Consider the following 23,265-nt stretch of genomic DNA (forward strand, 5'->3'; position numbering starts at 1 on the left):
GCTCGGCGTAGTCACCGCCGCGGGTCACCACCTGTGGCCCGGCCCGCTCGGAGTTGCCGTACACCTTCGCGCTCGGGAGTGTTCCTTGTCGTAGCCCTCTACGGCGTCGACGGTGAATACGACTGTGCGCCGGTCCGCCCGACAGATCTCGATCGTGTGGCCCTTGGTCAGGTGCGGCTTCCTCACCGGCGCCGGAGCGGTCTTCCACACCTTCGGCCCCGGAGACACTGTTGCGGTCTTCGGGGCGGGAGCGGTGGGCCTGGCCGCGGTGACGGCGGTCGCCGCCGGGGCGGTGACCGCCGACCGGTACCCCGGACGGCCGGCCTGGCCGCGCGGTTCCGTGTGATACCCCTGCACGCCGCATCGGCCGACCCGTGCGACCGCATCCGGCGGTTGACCGACGGTGCGCGGTACACGCTGGACAGCGCGGGCTCCGCCCAGCTGATCAATGACGCGCTCCGGGCCCTGCGCCCGACCGGCCACCTCGGCCCGGCGGCACGCCCCCACACCGCGCTGCCGCCTCAGCCGGGAGCACTGGAGCGGGGCCGCAAGATCTCCCAGATCTGCGAGGGGGAGGCGGTGCCAGGCCTGCTGATACCGCGGCTGGCCGGACTGTGGCAGGCCGAGCGGTTCCCCTTCGGCCGGTTGATCCGTACCCATCCGCCAGCGGGCATCGGCACACCCGGGCCGACGACCGACTGATGCAGACGAAACCGCCTAGCCGTCCCCCCGCCCGACGGTGGTGATGCGGGTGACGGCGTCCAGGGTGAGGGCGCGGTCGTGGGGTTCCCGGGCCAGGGCGCGGTGCAGGATCAGGCCCTCGACGAGGGCGTCCAGCTGGCGGGCCGTGTCGGCGTCGAAGTGCTTCTCCAGGTGGGTGCGGCTGCCCGCCATCCATTCCTGGGTGAGTTCCCGGTAGGCCGGCCGGCGCGCGGCGAGGGTGTAGAGCTCCTGGGTGAGGACGAGGTCGCGCGGGCTCCCCTCGGACAGCGCGTGGACGAGGTCGGTCACCGCCGCCCTGGCCTCGTCGCGGTCGGCCGGGGGCGCCAGATACGCGTCGAACAGCGCCACGATGTGGTCCGAGAAGCGACGGAACGCCTCGCGGAGCACCTCGTCCATGCCATCGAAGTGATAGGTCATCGACCCCAGGGGCACGCCGGCACGTGCGGCGATCTTGCGGTGGGAGACACCCGCGACCCCTTCGTCGGCGATGAGGTCGAGGGCGGCGTCGAGGATGCGCGCGCGGCGGCGGGGGTCGGTGTGTCCGGTGGCCATGGCGGCGGGCTCACAGGCTCCGCACCGGTCGGGCCGGATTGCCGACCGCCACGACGTTCGCGGGCAGGTCCCTGGTGACGACGGCGCCCGCGCCGACCACGGAGTTGTCGCCGATGGTCACACCGGGCAGGACGATCGCGCCACCGCCGAGCCAGACGTTGTCGCCGATGGTGATCGGCTTCGCCGCCTCCAGTTTGTCCCGCCGGGGCTGCGGTTCCAGGGGGTGCGTGGGGGTGAGCAGTTGGACGTTGGGGCCGATCTGGCAGTCCTGGCCGATGGTGATGGCCGCGACGTCCAGTGCGGTCAGGTTGTAGTTGACGAAGGTGCGTGCGCCGATCGTGATGTTGCTGCCGTAGTCGACGTGGAGCGGCGGCCGCACGTGTGCCTCTTCGCCCAGCGCGCCCAGGAGTTCGGCCAGGAGCGGCCGGGCGGCGTCGGTGTCCTCGGCGTAGGCGGCCTGATAGCGGGCGGCCAGGCGGACGGCCTGCTGCTGGCGGCGCGCGATCTCCGGGTCGTCGGCGATGTAGAGATCGCCCGCGAGCATGCGCTCCAGGTTGGTACGGGGGTCGTCCGCGAAGTGGTCCGTCGTCATGCGTACGATCGTACACTCGTAGTGTACGAACGTACGCTACGGGGCGGGGCGGGGCGGCGAACGGCCGCGGTGGACGTGGCGAACGTGGCGAACGTGTCGGCCGGCCGGAGGCCGGGCCCCTCAGGCGGACCCGGCCGAGCTGAGCATCCGGACCGCCGTGCTCAGTCCGGCCGGACGCGTCAGGCCGGGCTCCGTCGGCCTGCTCCAGCCGGGCCCGCAGAGCATGACCAGGCTCTGCGTGCGGGCGCCGCGCACTCCCCAGCGCGTCGCCGCGAGGTGGCGGGCCAGCGGGAGGCTCGCCGTGGACCGCGACTGCGACCAGAGGACCACCGCCACCGGCCCGACGCGCTGGACCGCGGCCACGACCGTTTCGGTGGGGACGGCGGCGCCCAGCACCAGGGCGGGAACACCCCGTTCGGCCAACGCCGCGCTGAGCGCCTCGATCGGCAGCGTGTGCTGCTCGCCGGGCAGGCAGGCGAGCAGCACGGGGGGCGCGGCGTGCGGAACGTGCCGCAGGGTCGATGTGACGTAGACGTGCCGCAGCGTGGCGGAGATGTGCCAGGACAGCAGGTGCTCCACCTCGATGTACCGGTCGCCCGAGGATTCCCACCTGCGACCGACCGCCCGGAGCGAGGGGACCATGACCTTCTCCCAGGCGCCGATCAGCCCGTAGGTGCTGATGGCGTCGGTGAGCCGCTCCTGGACGGCCGCGGCGTCCAGGCGCACCGCGGCGCGCGCGAGTCCCACGCATGCCTGCCGCGGATGCTCGGACGGCGCCGCGCTCTCGTGGTGCGGCACAGCAGGGGACGGCGCGGCGTCCGACCGCTCCGGCTCTTCCCGATCGCCTGCCGCGGGCGTCGCGTGGAGGGCGGCCCGGAGCGCGGCTCCGGTGGGCGGGCGCTGTCTCGCGATGCGAGCGGCCTCCGCCGGAGGGACGCCGCTCGCGGTCAGCCGGCACATCTCCTGGACCGTGGCGACGTCCTCCGGCGTCCAGCGACGGTGCTTGCCCTCGTCGCGCACCGCGGGCCCGAGGCCGTACCGCCGGTCCCAGCTGCGCAGGGTGGTGGGGGAGACCCCGAGCCTGCGCGCCAGGCAGCCGGTGGTGATTCCGGCGTCGGACGTCTCCGCGGCGCCCCGCGCGTCGAGGCCCATCACGGGTTCCGAGCGGTCGCGCGGCACGGCGCCGCACGTTCCGGAGTGGCGAGGCCGGACAGCGAGGACACGGGGGACGGCAAGGGGCACCTGCCTTGTCTCGGTTGCTTCGGGATCCCGCCACCTCACGGGACCTGCACGCTCTTCGCCGGAAAGGACGCTCGCGGATGCACCGCCGCTCCCGGTGTGTCTCCCGCGCCGAGAACGCCGGCAGCCGACTACGGACGTCGGCAGCCGACTACGGACGCCGACAGCCGAGTGCAGGCGCCGACGGCCGGACGCAGGCGTCGGCCGTCGGCTGCGGACACCCGGCTGTCGGCTGCGGACACCCGGCCGCGGCGGGAGGCCGCCGTGGCCCGCCGGCCCCGGACGCGGACCCGCCGAGGTGACGCCCCGCGGCGCGCATTGCCCGGCGCGAGCGTGGAAGGAGGGCCCCATGACTTCACTCACGGAACAGCAGAACGCCGCCGACTTCTACGACTTCGAGGCCGCCCTGACCGAGGACGAGCGCGAAGTCCTCCTCAGGACAAGGGCGTTCATGCGCGACGAGGTCCAGCCGCTGGTGGCCGGCCAGTGGGCCGACGGCTCCTTCCCCAGGGAGCTGATCGCCCGTTTCCGTGAGAGCGGGCTGGTCGGTCTGCCCTACGAGGGCTACGGCGATCACCGGCCCGCCGCCAGCCATCTGCTGACCGGGATGATGGCGATGGAGATGAGCCGGGTCGACGCCTCGGTCGCCACCTTCTTCGGCGTCCACAACGGGCTCGCCATGCACGCCATCCACACCGGAGGCGACCAGGCCCAGCGCGACCGATGGCTGCCCGGCATGGCGAGGATGGACACCGTCGGGGCGTTCGCGCTCACGGAACCGCTCGACGGCTCCGACATCGCGGCCGGCATGCACACCACCGCCCGGCGCGAGGGCGACGCCTGGGTCCTCGACGGCGCCAAGCGCTGGATCGGCAACGCCACCTTCGCCGACCACATCGTCGTCTGGGCCCGCGACGTCGACGACGACCAGGTCAAGGGGTTCGTCGTCGGCGGTGACACGCCTGGACTCAAGGTCGAGAAGATCGCCCACAAGACGTCGCTGCGCATCGTCGAGAACGCCGACATCACCCTCGAGGACGTCCGCGTCCCGGAGTCCGACCGGCTGCAGAACGCGTCCTCCTTCCGCGACGTCGCCGAGACCCTGCGCGCCACGCGCAGCGGTGTCGCCTGGCAGGCCCTCGGCGTCATGATCGGCGCCTATGAACTCGCCCTCCGCTATGCCTCCGAGCGGCAGCAGTTCGGCCGTCCGCTCGCGGGTTTCCAGCTCGTGCAGGACCTCCTGGTCAAGAGCCTCGGCAACATCACCTCGAGCTGGGGCATGCTGCTCCAGCTGGCCCGGCTCCAGGACGCGGGGGTGTTCCGCGACGAGCACTCGTCCCTGGCGAAGGCGCACGTCACCGCCCGGATGCGTGAGGTGGTGGCCTGGGCCCGGGAGATCTTCGGGGGGAACGGCATCGTCCTGGAGTACGACGTCGCGCGCTTCTTCGCGGACGCGGAGGCCATCTACTCCTTCGAGGGCACCAGGGAGATGAACACGTTGATCGTGGGAAAGGCGATCACCGGGCAGAGCGCCTTCGTCTGATCGCCGGCGACGCGTCACCGGCGATCGTCGCGCGGTGACCTCCTCGCGGGCACGGGTGCCGCGCTCCGGGTCGCCGCCGCCGACGGCCCGGACGGCCGGGGTGCGGGGAGCCACAGGGGTGGCCGAAAAGAACCGAAAAGTCTATATTCCTGTCTACCCCTGCCGGGTCCCGCGGCGCTTCGCGCGCCGGGGACAGGACTGCCCGAAAACGGGCGGCCAGGCGACCGGCGGAGGATCCCATGTTGTCTTCACCCTGCGGCGAGGTCCGTCCCGTGCTCCACGGCGGCACCTCTCGTGCGACGGCCGGGACGGCGGAAGGCGTATGAACTGGCGTGAGTCGGCGGCCTGCCGCTACGAAGACCCCGAACTCTTCTTCCCCATCCGTGAGGACGGCCCGTGGCGGCGGCAGATCGAGCAGGCCCGCTCGGTGTGCAACCGGTGCCCCGTGGTCGGCGCCTGCGGCGCCTGGGCGCTGCGCAACGGAGAGTCCGACGGGATGTGGGGCGGGATGACCCCGGGGGAACGCCGGACCCTGCGGCTCAGGCGGGTCGGCGGGAATCACCCCGCCTGAGCCGGGCGCACCCCCGCAGTGCCCTCCGCGGCGCACGCCCCTGACCTGGGGCGGGGAGCGGGCCGCCGAGGGCGGCCGGTCGCGGTGCCGACGGCGCGGCGCTGATCCGATGCAGAGTCGATGCAAGTTGCCGCACGGGTGTACGGCTCGCATGCTGGACGCGTCGAATCGCTTCCTGCGGCCGGCCCTGCGGAGTCCGTGGCTCCGCACGGCCGCGCAGTGGCCCGGGCCCTCCGAGCCGGAACCGGTCCCTCCTGTACGAGGAGTAATCGCCATGACTGCACGGCAGGCCATCGAACCGACCCCCCGGTCCACGCCGCCACGCGCTCCGGCCGAGGAACCGTCGGCCGACGAGGAGGTCCTCGCGGCCTTCATGGCGGGTGACGAAGCAGGTGTGGCCGCCGTCTATGAGCGGTGGGGCCCGCTGGTCTACACCCTGGCGCGCCGCTCCCTCGGGGACGCCCGCGAGGCCGAGGACGTCACCCAGGTGGTGTTCCTGGCGGCGTGGCGGGGACGCTCCGGGTTCGCCCCGGAGCGCGGCACCCTGGCCGCCTGGCTCACCGGGATCACCCGTCGCAAGATCGCGGACGCGCTGTCCGCCAGGACCCGACGGGCCGAACTCAGCGCCGCGGCCCATTCGTTGCTGCCCGGCTGGGCGCCGGAGTCCGACGCCCAGCCGGACGCCGTGATCGACCGGGTGATCATCGGTCACGAGCTGGCCAGACTCCCCGCCCCGCAGCGCCGCGTTCTCGGCCTGACGTTCTACGACGACCTGACGCAGAAGCAGATCGCCGAGGTGACCGGCTGGCCGCTGGGCACCGTCAAGAGTCACGCCCGTCGGGGCCTGCACCGGCTCAGCCGCTGTCTGCGGGACAGCGAGACGTTTCGCCACCTCGCGTGAACGATGCGCTGACGACACGAACGACGCACTGACGACGCGACATCGGTCCGTCCTTGCCCCCGCTCCCGCTGCCGGGCCGGTGCCCGGTGCGGGGAGCGGACGCTCAGCCGGCGAACGGGCCGCGGACGACGCTGTCGCCGGAGTGGTCCGGTCTGCCGTTGTAGGGCTGAACGGACACGTCGACCACGGAGTACTCCTGGAGGTCGATGTTGTCGGGGACGGGCAGTGCGGCGCGGCCGTCGGGCCCCAGGACGCCCATGGAGACCAACTTGGTGTGCGTGCGGTCCATGAGCCAGACCTCGAAGTAGCCGGACGTACGGGGGAGACCCTCGACCGTGATGTCGAGGGTGCGGTGCCCGCCACCGTCGCTGAGCCGGGCGTAGCCGGCCGAGTCCGCGCGCAGTGAGTCGAGCCGCTCGGAGGCGGCCGACGGGACACTCGCGGACTTCTCCTGGGTCATCCACCAGGTGACGGTGCTCCCCCCGGCCGCGCCGAGCAGAGCGGCACACGCGGCCAGCGCCACGGCAAAGCGACCCGGCCCGCGGAGCCTTGCCCGCGCCGCGGTCAGCGCCGCGGCCCGTGTCGCGCTCCGCGGTGCCGGGTGGCTCCTCACCCCGCCGGAGACGCCTTCTTCCTCCTCCTCCGCGTCGCGTGGCACGCGGACGGGGGACGGGGCCGTTCCGGCATCGCGCTCCTGCCGGGCGGCGATGCCGAGTTCGGCGGCGATGGAGTCCCACAGGCCGGCCGGTGGCTGGAGCAGGTCGTGCTCGTCCAGCGAGGACGCCCTGGCGCTCGCGACCACGTGGCGCAGGGCCCGGAGTTCCCGCGCGCAACGGGCGCACCCGAGCAGGTGCTCCGCGGTGGGAGGGGACGGCTCCTCCCCGATCGCGATCAGCGCCAGCGTTTCGTCATCCGTGTGCTCCACCGTCCACCTCCAATCGGTTCTTCATCCGCATCAGTCCGCGCCGGGTGTGGCTCTTGACGGTGCCGAGCGGGAGACCGGTCCGCTCGGCGATCTGCGCTTGGGTGAGATCTTCGTAGAACGCCAATCTGAGCACCGTCTGCTGCTGTTCGGGAAGCCTGTCCAACTCGTCCGTCAGCAGGACGTGGTCCAGGACGGAGTCGGCCGGGGTCGCGGGCTGCCCGGGCGCGGCCGACGACGCCGAGGTGACGGCCTCCACGTCCCTCAAGTGCCGGGAGCGTCTGGTGAGGGCGTCGGCGACCTTCTTGTGGGCGATGCCCATGATCCACGTCTTGAGCGACCCGCGCCCGGCGTCGTACCCCTTGCGGCCCTGCCAGGCCCCCACGAAGACCTGTTGCGTGACGTCCTTCGCCTCCTCGGCATCTCCCAGCCTCCGCGTCGCCACCGTGAACACCAGCGCACCCCACCTTCGGTATGCCTCGCCGAGGCACGACTCGTCACCGACCGCGAAGCCGTCTCCCAGGCGGGCGTCGGACAGGGGCGCCGCGGCCGCCACACCGGCGGCCAGAACCTCGGACCCGCCCCATCGTGACGTCACTTCGGTGCCTCCACCGCGGTGACCACCAGGTTGTTCTGGTACCCGCCGCGGTCGGGGAGGTAGGGGCCGGTGCAGGTGATGAGGGTGAGGACGGCCGGACCGTCCCTGCGGAACGCGTCCGAGGAGGGCAGGTCCCGCTTGCCGACGGTGCGGCGCGCGGTGACGCGGTACGCGATCGTGTCGCCGTCCCCGCTCCCGACGAGCACCTCGTCGCCCGGCCTGACGTCGTTCAGGGCGTCGAGGACGCCCAGGCCGTGCCCCTTGGCGTCGACGTGGCCGACCACGACGGCGGAGCCCTGCGGGGAGCCCGGTGCGGGGGAGTAGCGGTACCAGCCGACGCGGTCGGGATCCTTCGGCACCGCGACCTGCCCGTCGCCCGCGACCCCCACCGGATCGACCGGGGCGCGGACGTCGAGCCGGGGCAGGGCCAGCGACGTCGGCCCGGCGGCCGGTCCGGTGGCCGAGGCGGCGGCGCTCGGTGCACGCCCGCCGGCGACCGCTGCGGGAACCGTCTCCCGCGCCGGGCCGGCCGTCGGGACGCCGGTGGCCGGCGCCGCGCCGAAGTCGTCGGCGACGGGGGTCCCCTCTCCGGACCAGGAGCCGGTGAGCAGGACGGTGGAGACGATGAGCCCCGCCAGCGCGAACGCCAGCCCGACGAGGACGGGCCGCCGTGACGACCGCTTGCCCATGGAGAAGTCCTCCCTGCGCTGAGATTGCGGGGTGCCACCGCCGCGCGGCGGCACCCCTGCTGTGACGAGGGCTGTGCCCGGCGTGCCTATCGCGCCGAGGCGCGCAGCCTGAGCAGCAGTCCGGCTGCGGCCAGGGCGGACACGGCGCCCAGGGACAGGGCGCCGAGCGGCAGGCTTTCGTTGTGCGCCGCGGCCTGGCCGCTCTCACCGGCCGGGACTCCGCCCGGGGCGGAGTGCATGCCCGTCAGCGTCTGGGTCTTGAGCGCCAGGTTCTTGTCCTGGGCGCTGCCCCAGGCGTAGACGACGGTGTTGGTGCCCTCGGCCAGGTTCAGCTCGGCCGGTCCGATCGCCACCGTGTCGGTGCCGGCCAGGACCACGTCGGCCGACACGGTGCCGGCCGCGACCTCGCCCTTGGCCTCCTTCGGGTTCTCCAGGCCCTTGAACACCGGCGTCCCGTCGGCCCGGACGTCCACCGCCGGGGCGGCGGCGACATGGCGGACGGTCAGCCGCGCCTTGCCGGCCGGCACCTTGGAGGTGTCGTTGACGAACGCGTCCAGCGCGGGTTTGCCGTCGGCGGTCAGATGGGCGACCAGGGTGGCGTTCGCGCCGGCGGGCACGTCGACCGTCTTCTCGATGGCCGGGGTGCCGTCCGGCCCCTCACCGTCCTTGAAGACCTTGATGTCGTACGAGCCGGCGTCCAGCTTCATCGGATCGGTGAGCGTTCCGGGCTTGAAGTCGGGGATCAGCTCCTTGTCTCCCGCGTAGACGTCGACCGTCAGGCCGGGTACTCCGTGGAGCACGGACACGGTGGCCTGGTCGCCCGCTGCGCGCGGCTGGGCGAGTGCGGGGGCGGCGGCGGACAGGGCGACGGCGGTACCGACGACGAGGGCGGCACCTGCAACACGTGCGGTCATGGCGGCTCTTCCCTTCGTTCGAGTTCGTCTCGAATCTGTGAGGACGCATTCCGCCGCCTGTGGTGCCTTGGTTTCACTTCCGGTCGATTTTTTCTCCGGCCCCGCACTCAGGGGGAGAACCACCGCCCGACGGGGCCGACCCGACGGGGCCGGCGCGAGCCCGTACGCCCTCCGTCCGGCCGCGCCCGGTCTCTTTCACCGGCGTCGGGATCAGCGGTGCGGGCCGTCACCGTCCGGGGGTGCGGACAGTTGCCATTTGACAACTATAGTCGTGAGACAAGAGAGTGGAACGGGACGTGGGCAGGAGGGATCCAGGGATGTTCCAGTGGGCGGGGGCCGCTCTGCTCGCTGGCAACCGGCGCCGGGCGGAGGGCGGTGCGACGGACGCCGCGGTGCGTCACTCAGGCGGTTCGGCTGCCGACGTCCTGGGCGTCGTCGTGTATCTGCACCGCTGCCGCGTCGCAGAACGCCTCGAGCCCCTGCAGCAGTGCTGCGCGCTGCGCGGGGGACATCTGGTCGAGCACCGCCCGCAGCACTTTCTCCCTGCGCGCGCGCAGGTCGGCGAGGAACGCGGTGCCCCGACCGCTGAGGTACAGGCGCACTTCGCGCCTGTCGCTCCGGCCCACCGTCCGTTCGACGAAGCCGGCCGCCTGAAGACGGTCGCACAGCCTGCTGGCCGACGGCGGCGTGGAGGCGAGAGCGTCGGCGAGAGTGCGCAGGTTGATTCCTTCGTGATGCTCCAGAATGAGCAGGACGCGCAGTTGCGACGCCGACACGGGCGCCGTCGAGGCCCTGCCCCACAGGACTTCCAGCAGCTCCGCGGCCGTGGCGGCCACGCGCGCGACCCCGTCTGGCTCTGGGTGGGGGCGGAAGGAAGCCACAGTCACCCTCTCGTAGGCACCGGGACAGCCGTCAGCGTACTAGGGTCTTTCGTTTGGATCAGGCCGGATCAGGGAGCGGTGCCAGGCCCCGCGAGCCCGGCATGATCCAAACGAAAGACCCTAGGCGATCGAGCCGGCCGGAGAGGTGACCACCACGGGCACGGCTGCTCCGCAGCGGGTGCCCGTCAGGCGGGCGAGGCCCGCTCCATCCGACAAAAGATTGGTGTATTTCCCAACGTGAAGAGATTCGTGACCGCGGAGCGCGCTCTGCGCGCGGCGGCGCCGGACAAGTTGCTCGAGGCGGTCCGACGCGTTCTCGTCGAGCACTACGCGGCGGAATCCGTCGAACTCTTCATGGCCGACTACGGCCTGACCGTTCTGCAACCGGTGTCCGGGCTGCCGCAGATCCAGGAGTCGGTGCCGGCGCACCACGGCCCGGTCGGCCGTGCCTTCGGGGCCCAGGAGGCCTTCGTCGAGGGCGTCTCGGACGGCCTGGTGTGCGTACACCTGCCCGTCACCGTCAGGGGGGACCGTCTCGGTGTCCTGTCGGTGACCCTGCCGGGCGGTGATCACGCGCGCGACAGCCTCCAGGAACTGACGGAGATCGCGGAGGTCCTCGGGCACGAGGTGGTCGTGGCGGAACGGGACACGGATCTCTACCTCCAGGCGCGGCGCAAGGACCGGCTGACCCTGGCCGCGGAGATGCAGTGGCAGTTGCTCCCCGGCCGTTCCTGCGCCCGCCCGGAGTTCGAACTGGGGGCCCAGCTGGAGCCCGCGTACGCGATCTTCGGCGACAACTTCGACTGGTCGTCGACCGCCGACCGGCTGATGCTCTACCTCTCCAACGGCATGGGCGAGGGCATAGAGGCCTCCCTGCTGACGAACCTGGCCGTCAACGCGCTGCGCAACGCCCGGCGGGCGGGCCTCTCGCTCGCCGACCAGGCGGCGCTCGCCGACCAGGCGGTCTACGCCCACTACCGGGGGCACCGCTACCTGTCCGTCCTCATGTTCGAGTTCGATCTCGTCGGCGGACGGGTCCAGGTGGTGGACGCCGGCTCCCCGCAGATGCTGCGCCTGCGCAACGGCAAGGTGGAGCGCGTCACCTTCGAGGCCCAGCTGCCGCTCGGCATGTTCGAGGAGACGGACTACGTGCCCCAGGAGTTCGAGGTCGAGCCGGGTGACCGTCTCGTCTTCGTCAGCGACGGGGTCTACGCGGTCGCCTCCCCGGGCGGCGAGACGTACGGCGACGCCGCCCTGGCCCGGGCGATCCTGTCCACCCGGCTGCTCCCCGCCGCCGAGGTGCCCCGGGCCGTCCTGCGCGAACTGACGGGCCACCGGGGTGACGCGGTTCCGAGCGACGATGCCCTGGTGGTCTGCCTGGACTGGCGCGGCCGGCGGTCGTGAGGACCGGCCGTGAGGGCCTTTGCCGGATTCCGGCGATGGTGTTGTTGTTCGCGCCCCGCCTCACCCGCTAATGTTTGTCATACGGCAAGTATTGGCTGATCGCCCTCCGCGAAGTGGCCGAGCGGCCCCGCTCAGAGGGGAAGATGCAGATGCCGGCACCGGGAGTGGCCGCCGGATCGACGGCACGGCGGGCGGGTGTGTTCCTCGGCCGGCTCCGGACCCGGCTCCCCGTGCGGATCCTCCCCGCCGTCACCGCCGCCCCCTCGCCGGCCGTGCGCAGGAACCCGGTCGGCACGCCACCCGCCGCGGTCCGCACCGGCATCCGCACGGAAGCGGGACCCGTCCCGCGCCCCCTGCCCGCCGCCCACGACGTCGACCGCGCGGGAGGGCCGCTCACGCGCTTCGTGACGGGCACCCCGCCCGTGGGTGCGGAGGGTCGCCGGTGAACGACGCCCCGCGCCGCACCGTCACGATGAGCCTGCCCATCGCGTCGGACGCCGACCTGGCCCGGGTGCGGCAGCAGGTGCGGCAGGCCGCGACCGAACGCGGCTTCGCCCTGGTGCCCCTGACCAAGCTGCTCACCGCGGCCAGCGAGCTGGCCCGCAACACCCTGGTCCACGGCGGCGGCGGACAGGTGGAGATCGCCACGGTGGACCGCGGGGCGCTCCGCGGGCTCCAGCTGACCTTCATCGACACGGGGCCGGGCATCCGCGACCTCGACCGGGCCATGACCGACGGCTACACCTCCGGCGGCGGCCTGGGCCTGGGACTGAGCGGAGCCAGACGGCTGGTGCAGGAGTTCGCCGTCGACAGCCGCCCGGGTCACGGCACCACCGTCACCGTCAGCGCCTGGGTCTCCGGCATGCCGTCGCCCCGGCCTGCTCCGGAATGACCTCGCGGGGGCGGGGGCGGGGGCGGGTGCCGGTCGGGCGCGGCTCGCGATGCGAGGCGATGCCTGCGGCGGTCCAGCCCGCCTCCCCGGGACGGCCGCGCGGGGTGCCGCCCGGACCTTTCGGGCCGCGAACGGGCCGGCCGCATCCGGGCGTCGTGTCCGGGGGTACGCCTCCGGGCCGCCGTTCGTCCGGAAGCATCCCGGGCCGGGAGGCGACCGGGATAACGTAGAGAGATCGAGGGGGTAGGGGAGAGGGTGAACGCCTTGAGCACGTCGCAACCGGTCCCGTCCGCGGAAAGCCAACTGCGTGCCGCGCCGCCCCACGCGCTGGTCGCCACGGCCCGGCGCCTGCTCGCCGACCGGGTCGGCGCCGAGCAGGTGACCCTGTTCCTGGCCGACTACGGGCTGAGCGTTCTGCAGCCGGTCACCGACCTGCCGCACACCGGCGATCCCGTCCCCGCCCACGAAGGGCCCGTCGGGCGAGCCTTCCTCAGCCAGGCCCCGGTCGTCGAAGTCACCGACGACCCGACCCCCACCCACTGCGTTCATCTGCCGATGACCGTGCGCGGCGACCGGCTCGGCATCCTGTCCGTCCGCCTGCCCCGCGACATGACGGATTCCGCCACCGTGCTCCAGCTCGGCGACTTCGCCACCGCGCTGGCCCACGAGGTCACCACCGCCGACCGGGACACCGACCTGTATCTCCAGGCTCGCCGCACCCGGCGTCTCACCCTCGCCGCCGAGATGCAGTGGCAGCTTCTTCCCGGCCGGGGCTGCGCCCGCCAGGAGTACGTCATCGGCGCCCATCTGGAGCCCGCCTACAGCGTCGGCGGCGACAACTTCGACTGGTCGACCGGTGCCGACCATCTGACGCTCAGCGTGACCGACGGCATGGGCCAGGGCATCGACGCCTCCCTGCTCACGAGCCTCACCGTCGGAGCCCTGCGCAACGCACGCCGCGCCGGGATCGGGCTTGCCGATCAAGCCTGCCTCGCCGACCAGGCTCTCTTCGCCCAGTACCGCGGCAAGATGTACTCATCGACCCTGCTGCTGCGGTTCGATCTGGACTCCGGCACCGTGCACGCCGTCGACGCCGGCTCGCCGTTGCTCTACCGTCAGCGCGGTGACACGATCGAGCAGATCGAACTGGAGGCGCAGCTGCCGCTGGGCATGCTCGAGGAGACGCTCTACGAGGAGCAGACCTTCACGGTGGAACCCGGTGACCGGCTCGTCGTGGTGAGCACCGGCATGCACGGCGCCCGCGACGCCGAGGGCGGATCGTTCGGAGACCGTGCCCTGCGGCAGACCCTCAGCGCCACGCGACGGGAGTCCCCGCACGAGGCTGCGCGCGCCATGGTCTCCGGTGTGATCGAACACTTCGGAAGCAGGCGCCTCCCGGCCGACGCCGCGGTCGTCTGCCTCGACTGGTACGGCCGCACGAGTGGGACGGCACGGCAGACGCCACCGGCACGCTGACCTCCGTCACCCGGGGCCGGGATGCCGCGACGGTGACGGTCCGGCACGCCGTGCCCTGAGAAGTGCCCTCAGCCCACGGCGCAACGCGTCCCTGTCGGCGGGTTCCATCACTCGCAGAACGACGGCGAGAGCCCGGGCGCGACGCCCGGCGACCTCCCCGAGCACCTCCTGACCGGCGGCGGTCAGCATCAGCTGGACCTCGCGGCGTTTGCGCGGATGGAACGAACGGTCGAGCAGGCCGGCCGCCTCGAGGCGGTCGCACAGCCGGCTGGCCGTGGGCAGTCCGATGTCCAGGCACTCCGCCAGAGCGGTGAGATTGAGGCCCGGCGTGACCTGCAGCGCGCGCAGCGCCCGCAGCTGATGCGGCGACAACCGCAGCGTCGCGTCGTGCGCGGCGGCGGACCAGAGGTCCGTCAGGTTCTCCACGGCATCGGCGATCTCGAGGGCCGTCGCCTCCGGGCCGTCAAAGGGTCCGTGGGCTTGATCGTCGCCGGGGCCGTCGAGATGCGTCACTGATCAGTCACTTTCGGTAAGCCTGAGGCACTGTGAACACCCATGCTCATTCAAACGCAGTACCCGAGGAGCGGAGGAGCAAGCGACCGCTGGTGTGTGCGATCGCAGATGAATGTGTGCTCATATGTCAAAAGTGTGTGCGGCTTCCGGGTCCACCCCGGTGGCGGCACCTCGATGGCGCGCGGTCCGGTGCGCCGGGGCCCGGATGCCAAGCCGCCCGGGCGGCCGGCTCTTGAGCTCCCATGTGAACGAAGGGTGAAGGTTCACCGGGTCCCGGGCGGGGCGAAGAGGGCGGTAGCCCCCATTTTCCGGGGTATTGGCGACTCGGGGGGACGCGGTGCCCGACCGATCCCGAGCCCCGTGGTTGCACCACGCACTCACCTGCGCGATTGTTGTTCTTCGACAACTGTCTTCTTCGCTGAGTGAGGTGAGGGTCCACGCGCAGGGGCCCCGCGGCATGACTTCCTTCCCGGACGCCCCCAGCACCGACGGCGCCAGCACACCGAGCGCTGCCACCGCCCCCCATCCACTGATCGTCCTGGCCCCGGACGGGCACGTCGTGGAACTCAACCCCGCCGCCTCCGATCTCCTGCCCGCGGCCCGATCCGGCCAGAGCCTGTCCGCACCGCCCTGGCTCGCCGCCGTCGACGAGCGCCTCCCCCCGGAACCCGTCAGCGGCGCGGTGGACGACCGCTTCTTCTCCGCCCACCCGTCCGTCCTGCCCGACGGCAACACCGCGTGGTGGCTCGTGGACGAGACCGCGCACCGGTCGGCGCTCGAGGAACTGGAGGCGGAGCGCGGGCGCACCCGGTTCCTCACCGAGGCCTCCAGTGCTCTTCTCGCCTCGCTGAACGTGAGCCGCTGCATGGAGGTCACCGCCCGCCTGGCCACCGAGCATCTGGCGGACGCCGCGCTGGTCGTCGCCCCCACCGCGGCCAAGAAACTGCCCCTGGTCGTCTGCGACCATCTGGGCGAGGTGACCCACACCACGGCCGCCGGGGCGCCGGAGACCGTGCCGGGCCTGGCCGAGGCGCTGCGCGGCTTCCCGCCGGTGCCCTCGCGGTGGATAGATCCCGCCGCGGCACCGCACTGGCTGGTCCCCCAGGGATTCGGCGAGGTCGGTTCGCTGGTCATCACGCCGCTTCCGGGCCACGGCGTGCCGGCCGGCGCGCTGGTCCTGCTGCGCCGTAGCCACAAAGCCGCCTTCACCGCCGCGGAGGAGGCACTGGCCGGGCTGTTCGCCGCCCGGGCCGGCGCGGCGATGTCGGCCGCCCGCCTCTACGCGGAGCAGAACTCGATCTCCGACACGCTCATGCGGGAACTCCTGCCGCCCACCCTGCGGCACGTACAGGGCGTCGAGTTCGCCGGGGGCTACCGGCCCAGCAAGGACTCCGAGCGCGTGGGCGGCGACTTCTACGACGTCCATCCGCCGACCGAGGACTCTCCCGAGACGCTCGCCGTACTCGGGGACGTGGCCGGCAAGGGGCTGGAAGCCGCCGTGCTCACCGGCAAGATCCGCAACACGCTGCACGCCCTGCTGCCCATGGCCGACGACCACGACAAGATGCTGCGGCTGCTGAACAACGCCATGCGCAACAGCCACCACACCCGCTTCACCACCCTGGTGCTGGCCTCCGTCCGCCGCGAGAACGGCGACGTGCTGCTGCGCCTGACCTCGGCCGGCCATCCCACACCACTGATCGTGCGCGGTGACGGAACGGTCGAGGAGGCCGACACCCGGGGGACCCTGATCGGCGTCATGCCGACCATCACCTCCCGGACCGCGGACATCAGGCTCGCCCCGGGGGAGACGTGCCTGATGTTCACCGACGGCGTCACCGAAGCCAGGGGCGGCCCCCTGGGCGACACGATGTTCGGCGAGCAGCGCCTCCGGCGTGCCGCACAGGACTGCGCCGGCATGCCCGCCGAGGCCGTCGTCGAGCACATCCAGATGGTCGCCTCGCAGTGGATCGGCGGCGGACTCCACGACGACATCGCCCTCATGGCCATCACCGCTCCGCGCGGCGCCCACCTCAGCGCCGTGGACGGAACGACCCGGGGCAGGTACACGGCATGACCAGCCACAGCACCGACACCCGGCAGGGCGCGCGCGGCCACGGCGTCGACGCCGGCCGGACCCCGCCGCACGACGCCGCGCAGGCCTCGCCCTGGGCGGACAGGCTCTGGGCGGCCGTCCGGGCGGGGGACGAGTACGCGGCCGTCGACGTCGTCACCGAAGCCCTGCACACCGGGCTGGAGCCCGAGGCGGTACTGCTGGACGTCATCGGGTCCGTCCAGCGGAAGGTCGGTGCCGAGTGGGCGGCCGGCCGCATGAGCGTGGCGGACGAGCACATCGCCACCGCCATCAACGAGCGGGTCATCGCCGCCCTGCCCAGCAGCCGGCCGGCCGTACCGCGCGGTCGCGTCACCGTCGCCTGCGTGGACCAGGAGTGGCATGCACTGCCCGCACGCCTGGTGGCGGAGACGCTACGGCTCCGCGGCTGCCGAGTGGACTACCTCGGCGCGCAGGTGCCCACCCCTCATCTGATCAGCCACATCCACCGCACCGGACCGGACGCGGTGTGCCTGTCCAGCTCCCTGCCGACGCGCCTGCCCCTCGCCCACACGGCGATCACCGCCGTCCAGGCCACCGGAACCCCGGTCATGGCCGGCGGTCCCGCCTTCGGCGCCGACGGCCGGTACGCCCGCATGCTGGGCGCCGACGCGTGGGAGCCCGACGCGCGGGCCGCCGCCGACCGGCTCGCCTCCGGCCTCCCGGCCCGGCCGGCGGCCGCCCACCAGACGATCGACGACCTGCCCCATCTGGGCGACCAGGAGTACACCATGGTCGCGGGCGCCTCCACCCGACTGGTGCGCGAGACCTTCCGCTCCCTGGAACAGCGCTTTCCGCCCATGAAGGCCTACAACGACGAGCAGCGGGAACGGACAGCTGAGGACCTCGCCCACATCGTCGACTTCCTGACCGCCGCCCTGTACGTCGACGCCCCCGAGATCTTCACCGACTTCCTGACCTGGACCGCCGACCTCCTCACCGCCCGCGGAGTGCCCGCGCGGTCCCTCGTGCCCGGCCTGGATCTGCTGGAGGAGCAACTGCGCGACTTCCCTCGTGCTCGCCGTTTCATCGATGCCGGACGAGCCGCGCTCGCCCCCTGTCCCTGACCCCGAGACGCTGGACGAACCCTGTGACTACCTCACCCGACGCAGACCCCGTGGAGACCTCCTCTCCGACCGGCCGCCACACCGTACGCCTGGCCCTCGAAGGGGACCTGGACTACGACACCAGCGGCGACGTGCTCCACCAGGTGAGACTGGCCCTCCTGGACCGTGAGCACGTCGAGGATCTGCGCCTGGACTGCCGGGAGCTGGAGGTGGTCGACTCCATGGGGCTGTCGACCCTGCTGCAGATCCACCGTTCCGCCCAGCAGGACGGCGTCCGCTTCCACCTGGACAACATCGGACCGGCACTGCGGCGTCTGCTGGAACTCACCGGCACCTACGACCACCTGACCGCCTCCCCCGAGGGCGGCAGCCGGCCCGGCCCGACCTGACACGACGACCGTGCCGCCCGGACTCCCGCCGGAGGGTGACCACCGGCCCGGGTGAGGCCGGGCTCGGCAGGGCCTGCCGGGGGAGAGGGCCGGCCGTCCTCAGGGGGCTCCGCAGGGCCGCAAGCCCTGCGGAGCCCCCTGGTGCCGGGTGGCGCCGTCTTCGGCGGCCCGGTGGTCGACCGCCACGTCACCGGCTGTGTGGAGACCCGGTCATGCGGGCTGCCACAACTCGACCCGGTTGCCCTCGGGATCGGTGACCCAGCCGAACCGGCCGACCCCCTCCATGTCCTGCGTCTCCTCGTCGACGTCCGCTCCCCCGGCGCGCAGTTGCGCGAGCATCGCATCCAGGTCGCGGACCCGGAAGTTGAGCATGGTCCGCTGAGCGCGGGACCCGAAGTAGTCGGTTTCGGACGCGAACGTGGCGAACACCGTCGGTCCGGCTCCCTGACTCCACAGGCCGTTCTCGTCCGCGTCCAGGCCGAGGCAGTCGCGATACCAGGCACTCAGGGCCGACGGGTCGGTGGCCCGCATGAAGTACCCGCCGATTCCCAGCACATGTTCCATGCCGCCATCTTGTCAGGGGCCGTCCATCGGCCGGACGGGCGGTGCACGATCACGCTCCCCCCTCGGCCCCCCCGCCTCGACCACGGGACCGCGTCACGGCCGACCGGGCGGGAATCCGGCGCCCCAGGGGCGGATCTGCGCAGGGCGGGCGAGGCCGTCACTCCGGCGCGCGCCCCTGTGCCAGCCGTGGTGCCGCCCACCCGTTCGACGGCTGCGCACCCCCCTTGGTGTTCGTCGCCCCCCTTCCCCGCCCGCCTCCAGGGCTGTCCACGTGCGGGTCGTCAGCCCTGTTCCCGCTTGCGCAGAGCGGCGGCGGCCTCCGCGTACTTGACCAACAGGCGGGCGAACTGGAGCCGTTCCTCGGCGGGCCAGTCCGCGGTGATGTGTTCGAACCCCTGGCGTTGCTCCGCGGCGAAGCGGGCGCGCAGGTCCTCGCCGGCAGGCGTCAGTCGCAGGACGATGCGCCTGCCGTCCTGCTGCGACGCCTCCCGCAGCAGATATCCCTGCTTGATGCAGTCGGACACCATGCGGCTGGCCACCGACTGGTCCATGCCCAGCTCCTCGGCGACCGCGCCCACGGTCGTCTCGCCCGCGCGCTCGGACACCACGTTGAGCACCAGGTTGCGGGAGAGGTCCTTGCCGGAGGAGGGGGTGCGGCGCCTGAGCCGGGAGAAGGCCGGTCCGACGGCGTCGAGTACCGCGTCGTCGTTCGGGTGGTCGTGATGCCCGTGGTTCGTCATGACACAACTGTACCGACACAGGAATATGCAGTACACCTTGCAAATACATGCTCTTCTGCATATAAATGAGCGAGCGGCGGACACCTGTCGCCGCCTACGGAAGCGAGGCCCATCGATGACCATCACCGCCATCACCCACGCACGTGTCTTCGACGGAGAGCGGGTTCGGGACGAAACGACCGTCCTGATCGAGGGTCCGACCGTCGTGGCCGTCGGGGGAGCGGTGCCTGCCGAGGCGGATGTCGTCGACGCACGGGGCGGCACACTGCTGCCCGGCCTGTTCGACGCCCATACGCACACCTCGCAACAGGCCCTGGCCCTCGCCCTGAAGTTCGGCGTGACGACCGAACTGGAGATGCAGGGTGCCCTGACCAAGGCGCGCCGCGCGCACATCGAGGACGACGACACGGTGGCCGACGTCCGTTCGGCGGGCTTCGGCATCACCCCGCCCGGCGGGCACCCCAGCGAACTCTTCCCCGAGGGCAAGCGCCCCGGAGGTGACGGCGGGCCCGCCCGCGACGGCCTGGGCGACTTGGTCATGCCCTTCGCCACCACCCCCGAGGAGGCGGCCGGGTTCATCCCGAAACTCGTGGAGGCGGGCTCCGACTACATCAAGTTCATGGTCGACGACGGTACGGTCGAGGGCCACCCCGGCCTGCCCTGTCTGGACCAGGCCACGCTGAACGCGGGCGTCGCCGAGGCACGACGGCACGGAATGCTCACCGTCGCCCACGCCCTCACCCTGGATGCCACCCGCATGGCGATCGAGGCAGGGATCGACGGCCTCGTCCACGTCTTCATGGACCGGCCCCACACCGACGAGATCATCGGTCTGATCGCCGACTCCGGCGCCTTCGTGGTCCCCTGTGTGGTCCTCAACGCCTCCATGATGGGCATCACCGGGGCGGCCCAGGCTGACGACCACCGGGTCGCCTCCCGGCTGGACGGGGCCTGGCTGACGACACTGCGCGCCAGCTTCGACCGCTATCCCCAGGGAAAGCTGGAGGACGTCCTCGCCACCGTCAAGGCGCTGCACGACGCCGGTGTCGATCTCCTGGTCGGCAGCGACGCCTCCGTGCCCGTCCCCTTCCTCGGCGGCGTCGCCCACGGCGCCAGCGTCCACCAGGAAATGCGCCACCTGGTCCAGGCCGGGCTGTCACCGCTCGAGGCACTGCGCGCGGCGACCGCCACCCCGGCGCGGCGCTTCTCCCTGAACGACCGCGGACGGATCGCCGGGGGACTGCGCGCCGACCTGCTGCTGGTGGACGGGGACCCCACCACCGACATCGACCGCACCCTCGACATCCGTGCCGTCTGGCGCAGGGGCACTCGACTCGTCACGCAGTGACCGCGCCTGGGCCGGCTGCCCGGCCTTCTCCGTGGTGCGGCGGCCTCGGCACACCGTATCGAGGGCGTGGTGCGCCCGCCCCGCCCCGCCCTCGTCGGCGGAGCGGGCGCCCGTCCGGTTCCGCCGAGACGCGCGACCGGTCGACCGCGACTCGGCGGCCTCGGCGGACCGCGCGGCCGGCCCCATGGCCACCAGCGCGTCGACCGCGTGCGGGGAGTACCGGGTGCCGGCCGGCAGGGCCGCCACCTCCGGCCGCTGCGGGCCACCCGAGCACGCCCGTGCGCCAACTACGCTTTTTCCTGGGCCACATGAGCGCTTCGAAGGCTTCCTTCCGGTGCGGGTGGGGCGCAATGATGCTCGGATGCGGCGAATATCGAAATCATGGCGTTGGCCCTTGGGGGGACTGCTCCTCGCCGGTGTGGGCGCGCTCTTCGTGCCGATCGGCGGGATGCTGTGGGTGCACCTGCTCGTGGCGCTGTGCGCCGTCACGGTGCTCGTACGACTGGCGCATCGCGAGGTCCCGTTCCCGGTGGCCTTGGCGCAGTTGCGTCTGGGCGGCGACCATCCGGCCGTTCTGCGTGCCCGTGTCCTGTCGGCGGTCGCGTGTCTGACGCAGGGCCGGCCCGATCTCACGCTGTCCCGCCTGCGATCCGTCCTCCCGGACCTCACCCGTGTGCTGGGGCCGGACCACCCCGAGACCCTGTCGACCCGATTGCTGAGCCTGCAGGTGCGCGGCGAGACGGGGAACCTGCCCGATCGTCTCGCCGCGATACGTCACCTCATCGACGACATCACACCGGTCCTCGGTCCCGGCCACCCCGACACCCTGGCCGCCCGCCACTGCCTCGCCGAGTGGCTCGGTCAGGACGGCCGCACGGACGAGGCCGAAGCGGCGTACGAGGACGTCATCGCCACCGGCACCGAGCATCTGGGCGCCGACCACAACCTCGTCCTGATCGCCCGCAGTTCCCTCACCATCCTGCGCTACGACCGCACCAGCCCCGACAACGGCGCGGCCGTCGACGACATGACCACGATCGTCGCCGCCATGGAACGAGCCCTCGGTCCCGCCGATCCGACCGCGGCCTCCACCCGGCGGCTTCTCACACAGTGGCAGAGCACGCAGGCGGGCAGCGGCGCGCAGGGCTGAAGAGGCGATGCGCAGCGGGCAGCGGGCAGCGGCCGACGGGCACATGAGGTGCGGCGCTGCGGACGGTCACCTCCGGCCGGTGCCGTAGAAGCGCACGTAGTCGACCGTCATCGTCGCCGGAGAGGGCGTCGAGGTGTCCGGAGGGCCTGGCCAGTCGCCTCCGACGGCGACGTTGAGCAGCAGGTGCATGTCCTGTTCGAAGACCCAGTCGCGTGGTGCGGGCAGCTTCGACGGGGTCAGGGTGAAATACGGCTTCCCGTCGACGGACCAGGTGATGCGGTGCGGCTGCTTGTCGACGGCGTAGGTGTGGAACGCCTGCGACGCGTCGGCCGGGAGGGTGGTGGAGCCGCCGATCCCGTTCTCGTTGAAGTAGGTCGGCCCGTGCGCGGTGCCGTACACCGTTCGTGGTTCTCCGCCCACCACCTCGCAGATGTCGATCTCACCCTGCCCGGGCCATTCGACGCCGTTGTCGCCCAGCATCCAGATCGCCGGCAGCAGTCCTGTGCCGGTGGGCAGTTTGGCGCGGATCTCCACGCGTCCGTGCGTGAGCGCGACCTTCCCCTCGGTGGTCAGACGGGCCGACGTCCAGGTGCAGAACTCCTGTGTGTAACAGGGAAGTTCGGAGTCGGTGGGGGCCGGCCGCGCCGAGATCGAGAGGTGACCCGCGCCGTCGAGGGCGGAGTTGGCCACGTCGTCCGTGTAGTACTGCAGTTCGTCGTTGCCCCACCCCTCGGCGTCCCGGTTCCCGATGTCGGTGTTCCACGACCTTTCCGACGGACGGGTGGCCGCCGCCCCGTCGAACTCCGCCCGCCAGAAAGGCTTTTCCCCGGCCGCGGGGGAACCCGTGTCCGGAGCCGAAGCGCATCCGCACAGCAGTCCGCCCAGCGCCAGCGCGAGTGCCAGGCGGGTCCGTCGATTCATCGCGTCGCTTCCGAGAGGTCGTGCAGGGAGGTCGGCACAGCCGGTTTCGTCGCCTGCGAGGGGTGACCGAAGCGCCGGGGCGAACGCTGTGCGCCATGCGCAGACCCTACTGAACGACTGCTTCGGAGGACGCGGCGGGCGTCCGGCTCCGCCCGCCTCGGCCTCCGCTGGCCTCGGCCTCGGCCGCCGCCGCTCGGAGCCGGCCGTCCCGCGCCCCGGAAGGCGGCCCGCCGACGCGACGGCCGCCCGCCCGGTTGCCGCGAACGCGCTGGGGTATGCCTCTCGCCGTATGCGTCGGGGAGGGGACCATGAGCAGCGACAAGGACAGCGGCAGCGACAGCGACGAGGGCAGCGACGACGGGCACGGCGGGGGAACGCGGAGCCGCCGGGAACTGCTCTGGCGCATCGGCATCGCGATCTTCTTCACGGCCCTCGTCATCTTCTTCGTCTCCATCTACGAGGACCCCGGCCCGGTGTGCGGAACGGGCCAGGACAAGGGGCCCTGTTGAAGCCCCTGAGGGAGACCGGCCGCGCACACCGCCGCTGAACGGCGTGCCTGCCGC

25 protein-coding genes and 1 pseudogene are annotated in these 23,265 nt (G+C 72.4%); 14 read left to right on the forward strand and 12 right to left on the reverse strand.

What is annotated here, in order from left to right:
- Positions 1-169: 169 nt before the first annotated feature.
- Positions 170-702: pseudogene (locus tag ACH4N1_RS32295) on the forward strand (NAD(P)-dependent alcohol dehydrogenase); the annotation flags it as partial.
- A 15-nt stretch (positions 703-717) separates the two neighbouring features.
- On the opposite strand, the gene ACH4N1_RS32300 reads toward ACH4N1_RS32295, so the two are convergent.
- The 3 genes from ACH4N1_RS32300 to ACH4N1_RS32310 form a co-directional block, all read right to left on the reverse strand.
- A complete protein-coding gene (locus ACH4N1_RS32300) occupies positions 718-1,275 on the reverse strand; it encodes a TetR/AcrR family transcriptional regulator (protein WP_398103392.1) in 558 nt (185 codons plus the stop codon).
- Between the two features lie 10 nt (positions 1,276-1,285).
- A complete protein-coding gene (locus ACH4N1_RS32305; RefSeq protein ID WP_398103394.1) occupies positions 1,286-1,867 on the reverse strand; it encodes a sugar O-acetyltransferase in 582 nt (193 codons plus the stop codon).
- A 120-nt stretch (positions 1,868-1,987) separates the two neighbouring features.
- Complete coding sequence (locus ACH4N1_RS32310) at positions 1,988-3,046, reverse strand: MerR family transcriptional regulator (protein WP_398103397.1); 1,059 nt, start codon at positions 3,044-3,046, stop codon at positions 1,988-1,990.
- Between the two features lie 409 nt (positions 3,047-3,455).
- On the opposite strand from ACH4N1_RS32310, the gene ACH4N1_RS32315 reads away from it, so the two are divergent.
- From ACH4N1_RS32315 to ACH4N1_RS32325, 3 genes are all read left to right on the forward strand, one after another.
- A complete protein-coding gene (locus ACH4N1_RS32315) occupies positions 3,456-4,649 on the forward strand; it encodes an acyl-CoA dehydrogenase family protein (RefSeq protein WP_398103400.1) in 1,194 nt (397 codons plus the stop codon).
- A 322-nt stretch (positions 4,650-4,971) separates the two neighbouring features.
- Entirely contained in the window at positions 4,972-5,220 is a 249-nt protein-coding gene (locus tag ACH4N1_RS32320; protein ID WP_398103403.1) for a WhiB family transcriptional regulator, read from the forward strand.
- 274 nt (positions 5,221-5,494) lie between these two features.
- Positions 5,495-6,121, forward strand: a complete 627-nt coding sequence (locus ACH4N1_RS32325) for an RNA polymerase sigma factor (protein ID WP_398103406.1) — start codon at positions 5,495-5,497, stop codon at positions 6,119-6,121.
- Between the two features lie 103 nt (positions 6,122-6,224).
- On the opposite strand, the gene ACH4N1_RS32330 is transcribed toward ACH4N1_RS32325, so the two are convergent.
- From ACH4N1_RS32330 to ACH4N1_RS32350, 5 genes are all read right to left on the reverse strand, one after another.
- On the reverse strand, positions 6,225-7,046 hold the full coding sequence (locus ACH4N1_RS32330; protein ID WP_398103409.1) for an anti-sigma factor: 822 nt from the start codon (positions 7,044-7,046) through the stop codon (positions 6,225-6,227).
- Positions 7,030-7,641: an RNA polymerase sigma factor gene (locus tag ACH4N1_RS32335; RefSeq protein ID WP_398103412.1), complete on the reverse strand. Its 612-nt coding sequence runs from the start codon at positions 7,639-7,641 to the stop codon at positions 7,030-7,032. Before ACH4N1_RS32335 ends, ACH4N1_RS32330 begins: the two co-directional genes overlap by 17 nt.
- Positions 7,638-8,330, reverse strand: a complete 693-nt coding sequence (locus ACH4N1_RS32340) for a class F sortase (RefSeq protein ID WP_398103415.1) — start codon at positions 8,328-8,330, stop codon at positions 7,638-7,640. The genes ACH4N1_RS32335 and ACH4N1_RS32340 overlap by 4 nt, the downstream gene beginning before the upstream one ends.
- An 86-nt stretch (positions 8,331-8,416) precedes the next feature.
- Positions 8,417-9,244: a DUF4397 domain-containing protein gene (locus ACH4N1_RS32345; protein ID WP_398103418.1), complete on the reverse strand. Its 828-nt coding sequence runs from the start codon at positions 9,242-9,244 to the stop codon at positions 8,417-8,419.
- A 401-nt stretch (positions 9,245-9,645) separates the two neighbouring features.
- Positions 9,646-10,080, reverse strand: coding sequence for a MarR family transcriptional regulator (locus ACH4N1_RS32350; RefSeq protein WP_398103421.1), 435 nt, complete (start codon positions 10,078-10,080; stop codon positions 9,646-9,648).
- Positions 10,081-10,362: 282 nt separating this feature from the next.
- Here ACH4N1_RS32350 and ACH4N1_RS32355 point away from each other — a divergent pair, with 282 nt between their 5' ends.
- The 4 genes from ACH4N1_RS32355 to ACH4N1_RS32370 all read left to right on the forward strand — a co-directional run bounded on the left by ACH4N1_RS32355 (position 10,363) and on the right by ACH4N1_RS32370 (position 13,897).
- A complete protein-coding gene (locus ACH4N1_RS32355; RefSeq protein WP_398103424.1) occupies positions 10,363-11,529 on the forward strand; it encodes a PP2C family protein-serine/threonine phosphatase in 1,167 nt (388 codons plus the stop codon).
- Between the two features lie 149 nt (positions 11,530-11,678).
- A complete protein-coding gene (locus ACH4N1_RS32360) occupies positions 11,679-11,975 on the forward strand; it encodes a hypothetical protein (RefSeq protein ID WP_398103427.1) in 297 nt (98 codons plus the stop codon).
- A gap of 26 nt (positions 11,976-12,001) precedes the next feature.
- Positions 12,002-12,421 (forward strand): ATP-binding protein, encoded by a 420-nt coding sequence (locus ACH4N1_RS32365; RefSeq protein WP_398103543.1) that lies wholly within the window; start codon positions 12,002-12,004, stop codon positions 12,419-12,421.
- A gap of 255 nt (positions 12,422-12,676) precedes the next feature.
- Entirely contained in the window at positions 12,677-13,897 is a 1,221-nt protein-coding gene (locus ACH4N1_RS32370) for a PP2C family protein-serine/threonine phosphatase (protein ID WP_398103429.1), read from the forward strand.
- A 6-nt stretch (positions 13,898-13,903) separates the two neighbouring features.
- Here ACH4N1_RS32370 and ACH4N1_RS32375 read toward each other — a convergent pair whose 3' ends face one another.
- Entirely contained in the window at positions 13,904-14,410 is a 507-nt protein-coding gene (locus ACH4N1_RS32375; protein ID WP_398103431.1) for a MarR family winged helix-turn-helix transcriptional regulator, read from the reverse strand.
- Positions 14,411-14,867: 457 nt separating this feature from the next.
- Here ACH4N1_RS32375 and ACH4N1_RS32380 point away from each other — a divergent pair, with 457 nt between their 5' ends.
- From ACH4N1_RS32380 to ACH4N1_RS32390, 3 genes are read left to right on the forward strand one after another with little or no spacing between them, the layout of a single operon-like run.
- Positions 14,868-16,487 carry a PP2C family protein-serine/threonine phosphatase gene (locus ACH4N1_RS32380; RefSeq protein WP_398103434.1) on the forward strand — a complete coding sequence of 540 codons (1,620 nt, stop codon included), beginning with the start codon at positions 14,868-14,870 and terminating at the stop codon, positions 16,485-16,487.
- Positions 16,484-17,590 (forward strand): B12-binding domain-containing protein, encoded by a 1,107-nt coding sequence (locus tag ACH4N1_RS32385; protein WP_398103437.1) that lies wholly within the window; start codon positions 16,484-16,486, stop codon positions 17,588-17,590. The genes ACH4N1_RS32380 and ACH4N1_RS32385 overlap by 4 nt, the downstream gene beginning before the upstream one ends.
- Before the next feature lie 50 nt (positions 17,591-17,640).
- Positions 17,641-17,979 carry an STAS domain-containing protein gene (locus ACH4N1_RS32390; RefSeq protein WP_398103440.1) on the forward strand — a complete coding sequence of 113 codons (339 nt, stop codon included), beginning with the start codon at positions 17,641-17,643 and terminating at the stop codon, positions 17,977-17,979.
- A gap of 210 nt (positions 17,980-18,189) precedes the next feature.
- Here ACH4N1_RS32390 and ACH4N1_RS32395 read toward each other — a convergent pair whose 3' ends face one another.
- Positions 18,190-18,543: a VOC family protein gene (locus tag ACH4N1_RS32395; RefSeq protein WP_398103443.1), complete on the reverse strand. Its 354-nt coding sequence runs from the start codon at positions 18,541-18,543 to the stop codon at positions 18,190-18,192.
- 281 nt (positions 18,544-18,824) lie between these two features.
- Positions 18,825-19,283: a MarR family winged helix-turn-helix transcriptional regulator gene (locus tag ACH4N1_RS32400; RefSeq protein WP_398103446.1), complete on the reverse strand. Its 459-nt coding sequence runs from the start codon at positions 19,281-19,283 to the stop codon at positions 18,825-18,827.
- A gap of 115 nt (positions 19,284-19,398) precedes the next feature.
- Between ACH4N1_RS32400 and ACH4N1_RS32405 the strand changes: the two genes are divergently transcribed.
- The gene (locus ACH4N1_RS32405) at positions 19,399-20,631 is read left to right on the forward strand and encodes an amidohydrolase family protein (protein WP_398103448.1); all 1,233 of its coding nucleotides are present in this window, start codon (positions 19,399-19,401) and stop codon (positions 20,629-20,631) included.
- A 394-nt stretch (positions 20,632-21,025) separates the two neighbouring features.
- Positions 21,026-21,781, forward strand: a complete 756-nt coding sequence (locus ACH4N1_RS32410; protein WP_398103451.1) for a tetratricopeptide repeat protein — start codon at positions 21,026-21,028, stop codon at positions 21,779-21,781.
- A 66-nt stretch (positions 21,782-21,847) separates the two neighbouring features.
- On the opposite strand, the gene ACH4N1_RS32415 is transcribed toward ACH4N1_RS32410, so the two are convergent.
- Positions 21,848-22,702, reverse strand: a complete 855-nt coding sequence (locus tag ACH4N1_RS32415; RefSeq protein ID WP_398103454.1) for a family 16 glycosylhydrolase — start codon at positions 22,700-22,702, stop codon at positions 21,848-21,850.
- Between the two features lie 308 nt (positions 22,703-23,010).
- Here ACH4N1_RS32415 and ACH4N1_RS32420 point away from each other — a divergent pair, with 308 nt between their 5' ends.
- Positions 23,011-23,211, forward strand: coding sequence for a hypothetical protein (locus tag ACH4N1_RS32420; protein WP_398103457.1), 201 nt, complete (start codon positions 23,011-23,013; stop codon positions 23,209-23,211).
- The last annotated feature ends 54 nt before the right edge of the window (positions 23,212-23,265 follow it).

It is taken from the genome of Streptomyces sp. NPDC017202 (genome assembly GCF_044331705.1).
Classification (GTDB): Bacteria; Actinomycetota; Actinomycetes; order Streptomycetales; family Streptomycetaceae; genus Streptomyces.